The 13,901-nt window shown below is 61.1% G+C and carries 13 protein-coding genes; 5 read left to right on the forward strand and 8 right to left on the reverse strand.

Features of this window, described 5'->3' with window-relative positions:
* Window positions 1-8 precede the first annotated feature (8 nt).
* The 5 genes from glyQ (at window position 9) to GTP46_RS11880 (ending at window position 5,341) form a co-directional block, all read left to right on the forward strand.
* Window positions 9-932: a glycine--tRNA ligase subunit alpha gene (glyQ, locus tag GTP46_RS11860; protein WP_161006827.1), complete on the forward strand. Its 924-nt coding sequence runs from the start codon at window positions 9-11 to the stop codon at window positions 930-932.
* A gap of 14 nt (window positions 933-946) precedes the next feature.
* Window positions 947-3,055: a glycine--tRNA ligase subunit beta gene (gene glyS / locus GTP46_RS11865; protein ID WP_161006828.1), complete on the forward strand. Its 2,109-nt coding sequence runs from the start codon at window positions 947-949 to the stop codon at window positions 3,053-3,055.
* Window positions 3,056-3,070: 15 nt separating this feature from the next.
* Window positions 3,071-3,637, forward strand: a complete 567-nt coding sequence (gene gmhB / locus GTP46_RS11870; protein WP_161006916.1) for a D-glycero-beta-D-manno-heptose 1,7-bisphosphate 7-phosphatase — start codon at window positions 3,071-3,073, stop codon at window positions 3,635-3,637.
* Between the two features lie 67 nt (window positions 3,638-3,704).
* Window positions 3,705-4,397, forward strand: coding sequence for a lysophospholipid acyltransferase family protein (locus GTP46_RS11875; RefSeq protein ID WP_371869647.1), 693 nt, complete (start codon window positions 3,705-3,707; stop codon window positions 4,395-4,397).
* Between the two features lie 5 nt (window positions 4,398-4,402).
* Complete coding sequence (locus GTP46_RS11880) at window positions 4,403-5,341, forward strand: M48 family metallopeptidase (protein ID WP_371869648.1); 939 nt, start codon at window positions 4,403-4,405, stop codon at window positions 5,339-5,341.
* A gap of 189 nt (window positions 5,342-5,530) precedes the next feature.
* On the opposite strand, the gene waaA is transcribed toward GTP46_RS11880, so the two are convergent.
* The 8 genes from waaA to rfbB all read right to left on the reverse strand — a co-directional run bounded on the left by waaA (window position 5,531) and on the right by rfbB (window position 13,878).
* Window positions 5,531-6,808 carry a lipid IV(A) 3-deoxy-D-manno-octulosonic acid transferase gene (gene waaA / locus GTP46_RS11885; protein ID WP_161006830.1) on the reverse strand — a complete coding sequence of 426 codons (1,278 nt, stop codon included), beginning with the start codon at window positions 6,806-6,808 and terminating at the stop codon, window positions 5,531-5,533.
* Window positions 6,809-6,810: 2 nt separating this feature from the next.
* Complete coding sequence (gene waaC / locus GTP46_RS11890) at window positions 6,811-7,797, reverse strand: lipopolysaccharide heptosyltransferase I (RefSeq protein WP_161006831.1); 987 nt, start codon at window positions 7,795-7,797, stop codon at window positions 6,811-6,813.
* A 4-nt stretch (window positions 7,798-7,801) separates the two neighbouring features.
* Window positions 7,802-9,184, reverse strand: a complete 1,383-nt coding sequence (locus tag GTP46_RS11895; protein WP_161006832.1) for a phosphomannomutase/phosphoglucomutase — start codon at window positions 9,182-9,184, stop codon at window positions 7,802-7,804.
* Between the two features lie 36 nt (window positions 9,185-9,220).
* Window positions 9,221-10,315, reverse strand: coding sequence for a glycosyltransferase family 4 protein (locus GTP46_RS11900; RefSeq protein ID WP_161006833.1), 1,095 nt, complete (start codon window positions 10,313-10,315; stop codon window positions 9,221-9,223).
* Window positions 10,316-10,518: 203 nt separating this feature from the next.
* On the reverse strand, window positions 10,519-11,376 hold the full coding sequence (rfbD, locus tag GTP46_RS11905) for a dTDP-4-dehydrorhamnose reductase (protein ID WP_161006834.1): 858 nt from the start codon (window positions 11,374-11,376) through the stop codon (window positions 10,519-10,521).
* Window positions 11,373-11,921, reverse strand: a complete 549-nt coding sequence (gene rfbC, locus GTP46_RS11910) for a dTDP-4-dehydrorhamnose 3,5-epimerase (RefSeq protein WP_161006835.1) — start codon at window positions 11,919-11,921, stop codon at window positions 11,373-11,375. The genes rfbD and rfbC overlap by 4 nt, the downstream gene beginning before the upstream one ends.
* Entirely contained in the window at window positions 11,918-12,811 is an 894-nt protein-coding gene (gene rfbA / locus GTP46_RS11915) for a glucose-1-phosphate thymidylyltransferase RfbA (protein ID WP_161006836.1), read from the reverse strand. The genes rfbC and rfbA overlap by 4 nt, the downstream gene beginning before the upstream one ends.
* Window positions 12,811-13,878 carry a dTDP-glucose 4,6-dehydratase gene (gene rfbB / locus GTP46_RS11920; protein ID WP_161006837.1) on the reverse strand — a complete coding sequence of 356 codons (1,068 nt, stop codon included), beginning with the start codon at window positions 13,876-13,878 and terminating at the stop codon, window positions 12,811-12,813. Before rfbB ends, rfbA begins: the two co-directional genes overlap by 1 nt.
* Window positions 13,879-13,901: the final 23 nt, after the last annotated feature.

Genomic DNA, 13,901 nt, shown 5'->3' on the forward strand with positions numbered 1-13,901 from the left:
GACAAAAGATGCTGACATTTCAACAAATTATCCTGACCTTGCAAACCTACTGGGACAAGCAAGGCTGCGCCCTGCTCCAGCCATACGACATGGAAGTCGGCGCCGGCACCTTCCACACTGGTACTTTCCTGCGCGCGATCGGCCCTGAGCCTTGGCGCGCTGCCTACGTCCAGCCGTCGCGCCGTCCGAAAGATGGCCGCTATGGCGAAAACCCGAATCGCGGCCAGCACTACTACCAATACCAGGTAGTGATGAAGCCTGCGCCGGAAAATATCCTCGACCTGTATCTGGGTTCGCTGGAAGCGCTGGGCCTGGACCTGAAGCAGAACGACGTCCGTTTCGTGGAAGATGACTGGGAATCGCCAACGCTGGGCGCGTGGGGCCTCGGTTGGGAAGTTTGGCTGAACGGCATGGAAGTGACGCAGTTCACCTACTTCCAGCAAGTCGGCGGCCTGGATTGCAAGCCGGTGCTGGGTGAAATCACCTACGGCGTTGAGCGTCTGGCCATGTACCTGCAGGGCGTCGAGAATATGTACGACCTGGTGTGGACCACCTGGGAAGAAAACGGCGAGACCAAAACGCTGAAATACGGCGACGTATTCCACCAAAACGAAGTAGAGCAATCGGCCTACAACTTCGAGCACTCCAACACCGAGCTGCTGTTCTCGCAGTTTAACAACCACGAATCGGAAGCCAAGCGCCTGATCGAAGCGCAACTGACGTTGCCAGCCTACGAGCAAATCATGAAGGCTTCGCACAGCTTCAACCTGCTGGATGCACGCGGCGCCATCTCCGTGACCGAGCGCGCCGCCTACATCGGCCGTGTGCGCGCCCTGTCGCGCCTTGTGGCCCAAGCCTACTACGACTCGCGTGAGCGCCTCGGTTTCCCGATGGCCCCGAAGACTGACGCCGCTGACGCAGTTGCAAAATAAACGATATAAACGATATGACTCAAACTCTGCTCATCGAACTGCTGACCGAAGAACTGCCGCCGAAGGCGCTCGCCAAACTGGGCAAGGCTTTCGCGGACGGCATCGTCAACGGCCTGAAATCGCGCGACTTCCTGGAAGCCGACAGCACCGCTACCGCCTACGCCACGCCGCGCCGCCTGGCCGTCTCCATCACCAAAGTGCGCGCCGTGTCGCCGGATAAATCGATCCGCGAAAAAGTGCTGCCGGTATCGGTCGCGCTGGACGCGAACGGCAACGGCACCGCGCCGCTGGCTAAAAAGCTGGCCGCACTGGGCTTCCCTGACCTGAGCGTAGCCGATCTGGAACGCGCGCAGGACGGCAAGGCCGAAAGCTTCTTCTACACCTACACCGCAGCCGGTAGCGCGCTGCAAGCGGGCCTGCAAGCCGCGCTGGAAGATTCGGTCGCCAAGCTGCCGATTCCAAAAGTAATGAGCTACCAGCGTCCGGACGGCGCCACCGTGCAATTCGTGCGTCCAGCCCACGCGCTGATCGCGCTGCATGGCGACGCCGTGCTGCCACTGACCTTGCTCGGCCTGACCGGTTCCAACGTCACCGAAGGCCACCGCTTCCTGACCGCACCGGGCCAGCGCGCCGTCACCATCGCCAACGCCGATGCTTACGCCGCCACCCTGAAAGCCGACGGCAAAGTACTGGCTTCGGTGGAAGAGCGCAAAGAACAAATCCGCGCCGAACTGCTGGCCAAAGCCGGTGCCGACACGGTGCTGATGCCGGAAGCCCTGCTGGACGAGGTGTCCGCGCTGGTCGAATGGCCAGTGGTCTACGAATGCAAATTCGAAGACGAATTCCTGGCCGTGCCACAGGAATGCCTGATCCTGACCATGCAGACCAATCAGAAATACTTCGCGCTGACCGACACCAACGGCAAGCTGCGTTCGCGCTTCCTGATCGTCTCCAACATCGCCACCGACACGCCGGCCGCCATCATCGGCGGTAACGAGCGCGTGGTGCGTCCGCGCCTGTCCGACGCCAAATTCTTCTTCGAGCAAGACAAGAAGAAAACCCTGGAATCGCGCCTGCCGCTGCTGAAGAACGTCGTCTACCACAACAAACTGGGCACGCAAGCAGAACGCAGCGACCGCGTGACCGCGCTGGCCGGCGCCATCGCCGCCAAGCTGGGCGCCGACGTGGCCCTGACCGAACGCGCGGCGCGCCTGTCGAAGGCCGACCTGCTGACCGACATGGTGGGCGAATTCCCTGAGCTGCAAGGCATCATGGGCACCTACTACGCCCGCAACGACGGCGAAAAAGAAGACGTCGCGCTGGCCGCATCGGAACACTACCAGCCGCGCTTCGCTGGCGACGCCCTGCCGTCGACCGTGACCGGCACCGCCGTCGCACTGGCCGACAAGCTGGAAACCCTGGTCGGCATCTGGGCCATCGGCCTGCAGCCTACCGGCGACAAAGATCCGTTCGCGCTGCGCCGCCACGCACTGGGCGTGCTGCGCATGCTGATCGAAAAGCGCCTGTCGCTGTCGATCTCCGGCCTGCTGGCTGATGCTGCAAAACAGTTCTCCACCGTAGCCGGCTTCAAAGATCCAACCGCCGACGTGGCAGCCTTCATGCTGGACCGCCTGCGCGGCATCCTGCGTGAGCGCGGTTTCTCGGTCAACGAAATCGAAGCCGTGGTCGCACAGAACCCGGACCGTCTGGACGATATCGTGCAGCGCCTGGAAGCCGTACAAGCCTTCGCCGCGCTGCCAGAATCGGCATCGCTGGCAGCTGCCAACAAGCGCATCACCAACATCCTGAAGAAGAACGAAGAAGCCCTCGCTGCCGCAGGTGGTGTTGGTGTGAATGTCACGCTGCTGCAAGACACCGCCGAGAAAAACCTGCACACCGCCGTAGTGCGCGTGCTGCCGGAAATCGATGCTGCCTTCAACCAGGGCGACTTCGCCGGCACGCTGAAAACGCTGGCCCAGCTGAAGGAAGAAGTGGATGCCTTCTTCAACGACGTCATGGTCATGGCCGAAGATGTCGCGCTGCGTAACAACCGTCTGGCCCTGCTGTCGTCCCTGCACGGGATGCTGAACCGCGTGGCCGACATCTCCAAGCTGGCGGTGTAAATGGGTACGCCGTCCATGAAGCTGGTCATCCTGGATCGGGACGGCGTCATCAACCACGATTCGCCGGACTTCATCAAATCGCCCGCGGAGTGGATTCCGGTGGCCGGTTCGCTGGAAGCCATCGCCCGTTTGAACCAGGCAGGTTATCGCGTGGTCGTGGCGTCGAACCAGTCGGGCATCGCCCGCGAGTTCTTCGACATGACCATCCTGAACGCGATCCACCAGAAGATGCACACGCTGGCGCAGCAAGTGGGCGCCAGCATCGACGCGGTGTTTTTCTGCCCGCACGCGGCGGCCGACAACTGCGACTGCCGCAAACCCAAACCGGGCATGTTCACAGAAATCTCGCAGCGCTATAAAATTAGTTTAAAAGGCGTGCCTGTCGTCGGCGATTCGCTGCGCGACCTGCAAGCGGGCTATGTGAGCGGCTGCGTGCCTTTTCTGGTCCTCACCGGCAAAGGCGAGAAAACCCAGGCCACCGGCGGTCTCCCGCCTGGCACCCTGGTATTCCCGGATTTGGCCGCGATGGTCACTCACCTGCTGAAAACCAGCACCGCGTCGGCGCTGCACGTCGTCAGTTAAACAGTTTTTGGAGTCTGCATTGGGTCATCCCGTCTTGTTTCTGCGTTCCCTGATTTTCACCCTCGTGATGGTGGTGTCGACCGTTATCTGGTCGCTGGTGTGCTTTGCAGCGGCGCCGCTGCCGTATCGACAGCGCTTCTTCATCACGTCGCGCTGGAACGTGTTCATGATCTGGTGCCTCAAAGTGATCTGCGGGATTCGTTATGAAATCCGCGGCATGGACAACCTGCCGGACGCACCGGCCATCCTGCTGTCCAAGCACCAATCGGCGTGGGAGACCATCTTCCTGCTGCCGCTGATGCCGCGTCCACTGGTGTTCGTGTTCAAAAAAGAGATCCTCTACATTCCGTTCTTCGGCTGGGCGATGGCGCTGCTGCGCATGATCCCGATCGACCGCAAGCAAGGCAAGAACGCCTTCAAGGAAGTGGTCCGCCACGGCAAGCGCCGCCTGGCGCAAGGCCTGTGGATCATCATGTTCCCGGAAGGGACCCGCATCCCGGTTGGCAAAGCGGGTAAGTACAAAAGCGGCGGCACGCGTCTTGCAATCGATACCGGTGCAGTGGTGGTGCCGATTGCGCACAACTCCGGCGAGTGCTGGCCAAAAAATTCCTTCATCAAACGTCCCGGCCTTGTTACAGTATCGATAGGTAAGCCAATTTCGTCCGAAGGCCAAACGCCCGACGACATGATGCAACAGGTGGAAAATTGGATCGAATCAGAAATGCGCGTCATTTCGCCCCACGCTTACAACGCTGGTTAGACGACCTGGCGACGCTGGTCAAACCAACGTCGCCTGATCCGAACCAGCCGGACCTGTTTAGCGGAGAGGGCCAGAAACCGGTGTACACAGCACCGGTATGGTCCATTCCACCTGCACCGAAAAAACCGCCTCCAGTCTCTCCTTACGTCGCTCCGCCGGAAACGGCAGTCCCAGTCAAGACACGTCCTTTAGTCGCGCCGCCGTCGGACCTGCCGCCGCGTCGCCAACTGCTGGTGGGAGAGTTCATCCTCGAATACGAATTGCGCCGCTCCACGCGCCGCTCGATCGGTTTCATGATCGACGACGACGGCTTGCGCGTGACCGCGCCCAAGCGCATCAGCATCGCAGAGATTGACGAAGCAATCCGCACCAAGCAGCACTGGATTTTGAGCAAACTGAAAGAGCGGCGCGAACGCCGCGCGGCACGGCTGCAAAAGCCGCCGGTGGAATGGATCGACGGCGCGCAGCTGCCGTACATGGGAGCCGACATCACCTTGCGCTTGCTGGTGGGTGGCCGCAATCGCAGCATCTACAACCCGAACACGCGCGAACTGTGGATGACGCTTTTGCCCGGCGCGAGTGAAGAAACGCTGAAGAACCGCGTGCAGACGTGGTATCAGCAGCAGGCAAAGACTTTATTCGAAGAGCGTCTGGATTCGTACGCGGAGCGATTGGGCGTGCAGTACCACTCGTTTGGCTTATCGTCAGCCGGCACCCGCTGGGGCTCATGCACAGCGGACCGCAAGATCCGCCTGAACTGGAAACTGATCCACTTCTCCCTGCCCCTGATCGACTACGTAGTAGCACACGAACTGTCGCACATCCTGGAAATGAACCACAGCCAGCAATTCTGGGACACCGTCGGCCTGATCTACCCCGAATACGAAGAAGCCAAAAACCTCCTCCGCAAACGCTCGCAAGAGCTGCCCGTACTGTTCCCGTAACTCAATTCAGGGTCAGCTCTGTCATTTGGACACGGGCAGTTCATGTTTGAGAAATATCAATGTGACATACCGCTGATGTGCTTTTAATTCGCACACCTAAAAAAATTATGCCCTCACAGACAAAATCTCTGCATTGATATTTATCAAACATCATGCGTGCATGTCCAAATGACAGAGCTGACCCCGAATTTAGATTAGGGGCTTCAGCAGGGCCAGCGTGCGGCGGGTGGCGCCGCGGTGTTGGTTGGCGAAGGTTTGGGCGTTTTGGCCCATGGTTTCGCGGGCGCTGGTGTCGTTCAGCAGGCTAGCGGCAGTGACCATTAAGTCGGCAGCGTCGGTGATGCGTTGGGCACCGCCGGCGGCTAGTGCATCTTCAGTGACTAGCTCGAAGTTGAAGGTGTGTTGGCCGATAAGGATAGGTTTGCCCAAGGCGGCTGGTTCGATCAGGTTCTGACCGCCCAGCGGCATCAGGCTGCCGCCGACGAAGGCGATGTCGCACGCGGCGTAGTAGGCGAACATTTCGCCCATTGAGTCGCCTAGCAGGACGTCGGCTTGCAGCACGCTGCCGTCGAGTGGCAACGCACTGCGGCGCTGTACTGTCAGACCGCGCGCGGCGATCATTTTTTCTACTTCGTCGAAGCGCTGTGGGTGGCGAGGGACGATCAACAGCAGCACATCCGCCAGCAATGCGATGCGCGCGCTTTCGAAGGCTTGCAGGATAAGGTCTTCTTCGCCTTCACGGGTGGAGGCGCACAGTAGAACAGGACGAGGGCCGATGGCGGTGCGCAGCTTGGCGCCGATGGCCAGTGCTGCTTCCGGCACCACGACGTCAAACTTGATGCTGCCGGTGATTTCTACGCGCTGCACACCCAGCGAGCGCACGCGCTGTGCATCGGCTTCGGTTTGGGCGGCGACTAGCGTGATGCCACGCGCGGCGTTCAACAGCAGCGAGCCAAGGCGCGTGGCTTTGCGCAGCGAGCGTTCGGACAGGCGCGCGTTAGCCAGCGCCACTGGCACGTTGCGCGCGTTGCAGACAGCGATCAGGTTGGGCCAGACTTCGGTCTCCATCAGGATGCAGACGCTGGGCTGGAAATGATGGATGAAACGCGAGACCATGCTGCCGGTATCGTATGGCAGGTAGGATTGCACCAGGCGCTCGCCGTGTTTGGCGAAGAGGGCTTTGCCGGTAGCGCGGCCGGTTGGCGTCATGTGGGTGAGGATGATGCGGCTTTGCGGGTAGTCGGCCAGCAAGGCGTCTACCAGAGGTTCGGCAGCGCGCGTTTCGCCAACGGAGACGGCGTGGACCCACACCACCGGCGCCGCAGCAGACGCCGTGGCGCGAGGATAGAAGCCGAGGCGCTCGGCCCAGTGTTGGCGGTAGCCCGGCTCTTTGCGGCCGCGCAGCCACAGGCGCGTGAGCACCAGCGGCAATGCGAGCCACCACATCAAGGAATAAAACAGTCGCATGATCAGCCCAGTAAACTCCGGGCCGCCGTCAGCACTTCCGCTACTGATGGCGGCGTGCCTTGGTCACCCAAGTTGATAATGCGCGGCGACCAGTTACCCTCAGTCTTCCAGCGCGGCGAATCCGCATAAATCTCCACCGTCGGCCGCACGAAGGCTGCCGCGATGTGTACCAGTCCCGTATCAACACCAATCACCAGCGACGCACGGCGCGCCACCATGATCGCATCGGCCATCGACAATTTCGGCAGCACGCGCGCATTGGGCAGGCCTGCTGCGATCTGCTCTGCTTCCGCTTTTTCTTTCGGCGAGCCCCAAGGCAGCAGGATAGGCATCGGCGCCAACTCGTGGCCAAGTGCAATCCAGTTCTCGGTCGCCCACTTCTTGGCATCGCGCGCGGTGCCGTGGAAGTAGACTGCGTACGACTCCGGCATCCATTCAGGACGCGGCGTGTCGTCCGACACTGCAGGCAAACCAAAGTCCGCCGGCGCATCGACCGCATAGCCCAGCGCCGCACCAGCAACGATACGCCCGCGCGCCACCGCGTGCGTACGCGGATCGGTTGGAATGCTCAGGTTATGGAAAATGCGCGAGATACCCTCGTAGCCAGAGCCCTCGCTGCCATTGGCCAGGCCCACTTTGCGGCCGCCCTTCACCATACGCGCAGCGCCCATGATGATGCCGGTCTTGAGCAAGCCTTGGGTGTCAAACACGTAGTCGTACTCCTGCTGGCGCAGGGTACGGAAAAACGATTTGATCTCGGCCCGCGTCTCCGCCTTGCCGAGGCTCTTGCGCCAACGCCGCAGCGCAAACGGAATCACATTGCGCACGCGCGCATTCATGCGCACCAAGCTAACAAAGCCCTCTTCCACCACCCAGTCGATATTCGCGTCGGGGAAGTGGCGGGCGATGTCGGCTACCATCGGCATGTTATGCAGCACGTCTCCCAGCGAGGAGACGCGTACCAGCAGAATGTTCAGGGGCCGCGTCATGAACTTAGAACGGCAATTCCGCGTCCGGCTTGGCCGCGAGGATCACATCACGGAACTGGCCTTGAATGCGTGCCAGCGCTTCCGGCGTTTCCGCTTCAAAGCGCATCACGATCACGGGCGTGGTGTTGGACGAACGCGCCAGGCCGAAGCCGTCCGCGTACTCCACACGCAAGCCGTCGATGGTGATGATGCGCTCATTGCCAGGGAACTTGGCGTCCGCGCGCAGCTTGTCCATCACGATGAAGTTCTCGCCCTCTTTCAGGTGCAGGTGCAGTTCCGGCGTGCTGTCCGACTGCGGCAGTGCGTTCAGCAGCGCGGATGGGTCCTGTTCCTTGGTCAGGATTTCCAGCATGCGCGCGCCGGCGTACAAGCCGTCGTCGAAGCCGTACCAGCGGTCCTTGAAGAAGATATGGCCGCTCATTTCGCCGCCCAGTGGCGAACCGGTTTCTTTCAGCTTGGCCTTCACCAGCGAGTGGCCGGTCTTGTACATCAGCGGCTTGCCGCCCGACTTCTCGATATACGGAGCCAGATGGCGGGTGCACTTCACGTCGTACAGGATTTCCGCGCCCGGATTGCGCGACAGGACATCCGCTGCGAACAGCATCATCTGGCGGTCCGGATAAATGATCTGGCCATCTTTGGTCACGAGGCCGAGGCGGTCGCCGTCGCCGTCGAAGGCCAGGCCGATTTCAGCGTCGGTTTCTTGCAGCGCGCGGATCAGGTCTTGCAGGTTTTCCGGATGCGCAGGATCAGGATGGTGGTTAGGGAAAGTGCCATCCACTTCGCAGAACAGTTCAATCACTTCGCAGCCCATGCCGCGATACAGGTCACCCGCGAATGCGCCGGCAACGCCGTTGCCGCAATCGACAGCGATCTTGATCGGACGCGAAACTTTCACGTCGCCGATGATGCGCTGCAGGTATTGCTCGCGGATGTCATGGGTGCTGTAGGCACCCGGCGTCGCCGAAGACGAACCGTCGTGCGCGAGGATGCTGTCATACAGGCCGGTGATCGCTTCGCCGTGAATCGCTTCGCCGGCCAGCACCATCTTGAAGCCGTTGTAGTCCGGCGGATTGTGGCTGCCGGTGACCATGATGCCCGACGCAGCGCCCAGCACATTGGTGCCAAAATAAACCATCGGCGTAGCCACCACGCCCAGGTCGATCACGTCCACGCCAGCCGATTGCAGGCCTTCCGCCAGCGCCTTGATCAGCGATGGACCGGACAGGCGGCCATCACGACCGATCACGACTTTCTTCTCGCCCTTGGCCAATGCAGCGCGGCCGAAAGCGGCGCCGATCTGGAACGCCACGCCGGCATCGAGCGTCTTGTCGATAATGCCGCGAATGTCGTAAGCCTTGAAAATCGTCTTGGATAAATTAACCATAGTGGGAACCTGCAAAAATAGAGGGAATAGTGTACATCAGTGCTTCTTATGCCGGATCATCCAGCGCGGCGCCTTGAAGCGCACGATACGCACGTAGATCCAGATGTAGCTGCCGATGAAGAGAATACAGGACAGCATCAGCACCCAGGTGTGGCGCCAGAACACGGTGGCCGGAATCACCGCCATCAGCGAGAACAGCCAAAGATACGGGGACGTCAGCGAATTACGGCGAATCAGCGCGCGCGCTTCCTTGCGGCCCACCGCCCACTGCACCACGCGGCGGAAAATCAGGCTATGCAAGTGAATCCCGTCCGGCATGGCCGGCGACTTCCCGCGCACGAACATGCGGCGATATACAGAGAACAAAGTCTCAAACGCCGGATAAATCAGCAGCAGCAGCGCATACCAGGTCGACACCTGCGGATTGCGCATCACCAGCAGCAGCGCCAGTTCGCCCAGCATGAAGCCGATGAAGTAGGCGCCGCCATCGCCAAGGAAAATCAGGCCCACCGGATAATTCCAGATCAGGAAACCAGCCGTGGCGCCGGCCACCATCAGCGCGGCGATCAGCACGAACATATCGTTGACCTGCAGCGCCACGTAACCGAGCGACAGCAGCATGCAGATGCACACCACGCTGGCCAGGCCATTGAATCCGTCGATGATATTTACCGCGTTGGCGATGCCGGCCACGGCCAGCACCGTCAGCGGCAGCGTGATCCACATATACGGCAGCGCCCACGCCGAAAACGCCCAGTCCAGGCGGTCGATGCGGGCGTCCAGCAGGAAGTAGCCGAGAGTGGCGGCCGCCATGGTCAGCAGCAGGCGGCGCAGCGGGCTGACGCGGCCGGTATAGTCTTCAACGATGCCGCCGACGAAAGCCACGGCTGAGCAGGCCAGCAGCGACAGCAGCCACTGACTCATCACCGGCACGCGCCAGATGGAAATAGCTGAGCTCAGCGCGACTGCCAGAAAAATCGACAGGCCGCCAATACGGGCCACATTATGGGAGTGCACTTTTTGCACGCCGTCGAAATTGGAGTCCAGCGCCGGACCGTGCAGTCTCGCTTCTTTAATCACCAACAGGGTAAGCAGCGCGGAAGCGATAAAGCTCAGTAGGAAGGAAAACATATTATTTTAAGTTCTGCGTTGTATCGCAACACGAAGCATTATCAGCATGCCAACTGCCGATTGTACCAGCACCGGCTGGCCCTAGTGGCAATGCTTACCAATCGATACAAACTCCGGGGTCAGGTCCTCCATTTCTACACGAGCCCTGCCGTAGCGAAGACAACGGCAGGGCTCGTGTAGAAATGGAGGACCTGACCCCGGAGTTAGCGCATACAAAGATGCAACGCTTCTTTCCAGTCTGGTAAGTGGCAAAAGCGCGCCATCAGGCGTTCCGACGACATCACGGAATACTGCGGCCGCTGGGCTGGCGTCGGGTATTCAGCCGTGGCAATCGGCAGCACTTTGCACGACAGCCCGGCCTCGGCGATGATGGCTTCGGTGAATTCATGCCAGGTGGTCTGGCCTTGCGCACTCAGGTGGTAGACGCCGCTGTTCTGCACCCACCATTCGCGTCCGCCCGCATGCGCTTGCGACAGCACTTGCGCCGTGGTGTCGGCGATGGTGCGGCTCCAGGTCGGCGCGCCGTGCTGGTCGGCCACCACGCGCAGCTCGGCGCGCTCTTTGGCCAGCCGCAGCATGGTCAGCAGGAAGTTCTTGCCGCGCATGCCGTACACCCAGCTGGTGCGGAAAATCAGGTGCGGAATGCCGGCTGCCGCAATCGCCTGCTCGCCAGCCAGCTTGCTGGCGCCGTAAACGTTGAGCGGGCCCAGCGGATCGTCTTCCACGCGCGGCGTGGCTTGCGAACCGTCGAATACATAATCGGTGGAGTAATGCACCAGCGCTGCGCCCAGCGCCTTGGCTTCCTCGGCCATCACGCCCGGTGCTTCGGCGTTGATGCGGAACGCCAGCTCGGGCTCGCTCTCGGCCTTGTCGACCGCCGTGTAGGCCGCCGGATTGACGATCAGCTTGGGCTGGACGCGGCGGATGACGTCGCGCACCTGGTCGAGGTTGGACAGGTCCATCTCGCTGCGGTCCACCGCCACCACTTCACCCACGCCCTGCAGACTGCGCGCCAGTTCGTAGCCGACCTGGCCGGTGCTGCCGGTCAGCAGAACCTTCATGCAAACACCTCGGCGTCGGCCAGCAGCTTCGCGGCCTGGTCCTTGCCCGACAACAGCGGCGCAGTGTCCAGCGCCGGCCACTGGATGCCGATGGCCGGGTCGTTCCACAGGATCGAGCGCTCGTGCTCTGGCGCCCAGTAGTCGGTGGTTTTGTACAGGAACTCAGCGCCGTCGGTCAGGGTCACGAAGCCGTGCGCGAAGCCGGCCGGTATCCACAACTGGCGCTTGTTCTCGGCCGACAGTTCGCAGCCATACCACTGGCCGAAGGTCGGCGAGTTCTTGCGAATATCCACCGCCACGTCAAACACCGCACCAGCGCTGGCGCGCACCAGCTTGCCCTGCGCTTGCTGGATCTGGTAGTGCAAGCCGCGCAGCACGCCTTTCGACGAGCGCGAATGGTTATCCTGCACGAACTCGGCAGTGACACCGGTCAGTTCGGCAAAGCGCTTGGCGTTGAAGCTTTCAAAGAAAAAACCGCGGTCGTCGCCGAACACGCGCGGCTCCAGTACCAGCAAGCCTTCCAGCGGCGTTTGAATAACGTTCATCGTGGCACAACCTTATCTTCCAAAATTTGCAGCAGGTATTGGCCGTACTGGTTTTTCTTCAGCGGCTCGGCCAGCTTGCGCAGCTGCTCGGCGTTGATGTAGCCCTTGCGGTAAGCGATCTCTTCCGGGCACGCGACTTTCAGGCCCTGGCGTTTTTCAATCGTGGCGATAAATTGGCCCGCTTCCAGCAGCGACTCGTGGGTGCCGGTGTCCAGCCAGGCCATGCCGCGACCCATCACTTCAACGTTGAGCTGGCCCTTGTCCAGGTAGACCTTGTTGACGTCGGTGATCTCCAGCTCGCCGCGCGCGGACGGCTTGATGCTGGCGGCGATGTCGCACACCTGCTTGTCGTAGAAGTACAGGCCGGTGACGGCGTAGTTCGATTTCGGCTGCTGCGGCTTTTCTTCGATCGATACGGCGGTGCGGTCCGCATCAAACTCAACCACGCCGTAACGCTCAGGGTCTTGTACGTGGTAGGCGAACACGGTGGCGCCATCGGTCTGCTCGGTAGCGTGGCGCAGCAGCGCGTCGAGGTCATTGCCGTAGTAGATGTTATCGCCAAGGATCAGCGCCGACGGCGAATCGCCGACGAATTCCTTGCCGATGATGAAGGCTTGCGCCAGACCGTCCGGCGAAGGCTGCACCGCGTAGCTGATGTTGATGCCCCACTGGCTACCATCGCCCAGCAAGTCCTTGAAGCGCGGCGTGTCTTGCGGCGTCGAGATCAGCAGGATGTCGGTCATCCCGGCCAGCATCAGCACGGTCAGCGGATGGTAGATCATCGGCTTGTCGTAGATCGGCAGCAGCTGCTTGGAGACGCTCATCGTGACCGGATACAAACGGGTGCCGGAGCCGCCCGCGAGAATAATGCCTTTGCGCTTATTGCTCATTACTGTCCCTCGCGATTGAAGTAATTGGTTTCCACCCACTTGGCGTAGCTGCCCGACTGCACGTCGGCCACCCAAGCCTGGTTATCCAGATACCACTGCACGGTCTTGGCGATGCCAGTCTGGAAGGTCTCGGCCGGTTTCCAGCCCAGTTCGCGCTCCAGCTTGCGCGCATCGATGGCGTAGCGGCGGTCGTGGCCCGGACGATCTTTGACGAAGGTGATCTGGTCGCGATAGCTGCCGGCCGCTTTCGGCTTCAGCTGGTCCAGCATGTCGCACAGGGTGTGCACCACGTCGAGGTTGGCCATTTCGTTCCAGCCGCCGACGTTGTAAGTCTCGCCGAGACGGCCCGCTTCCAGCACACGGCGGATAGCGGCGCAGTGGTCGCTGACGTACAGCCAGTCGCGCACTTGCTGGCCGTCGCCGTAGATCGGCAGCGGCTTGCCGGCTTGCGCATTGGCGATGATCAGCGGGATCAGTTTTTCAGGGAAGTGATACGGGCCGTAGTTGTTGGAGCAGTTGGTGGTCACCACCGGCAGGCCGTAGGTGTGGAAGTACGAACGCACCAGATGGTCGGACGCGGCTTTCGATGCCGAGTACGGGCTGTTCGGCGCGAACGCGGTGGTTTCGCTGAACGGCGCATCATCAGGACCGAGCGTGCCGTACACTTCATCGGTGGACACGTGCAGGAAACGGAAGGCGGCCTTCTCGTCATCCGGCAAGCCGGACCAGTAGGCTCGCGCCGCTTCCAGCAGGCTGAAGGTGCCGTTGATGTTGGTGTTGATGAATTCGCCCGGACCGAGGATGGAACGGTCAACGTGGCTTTCGGCCGCGAAGTGCACCACGGCGCGCGGCTTGTGCTGTTGGAACAGCGCCAGCACCTGGGCCTGGTCGCAGATGTCGCCGCGCACGAAGCTGTGGCGACCATCGTTCTTCAGCGAGGCCAGGTTGTTGAGATTGCCGGCGTAGGTCAGCTTGTCGTAGTTGAGGACAGGCTCATCCGACTGAGCCAGCCAGTCGAGGACAAAATTTGAGCCGATAAAACCAGCACCACCTGTTACAAAAATCATTTAGTATCCCGCAGCAAGAGTCA

Origin of the sequence: Duganella flavida, assembly GCF_009857445.1 — a bacterium.
In the GTDB taxonomy this organism is placed as follows: Bacteria; Pseudomonadota; Gammaproteobacteria; order Burkholderiales; family Burkholderiaceae_D; genus Rugamonas; species Rugamonas flavida.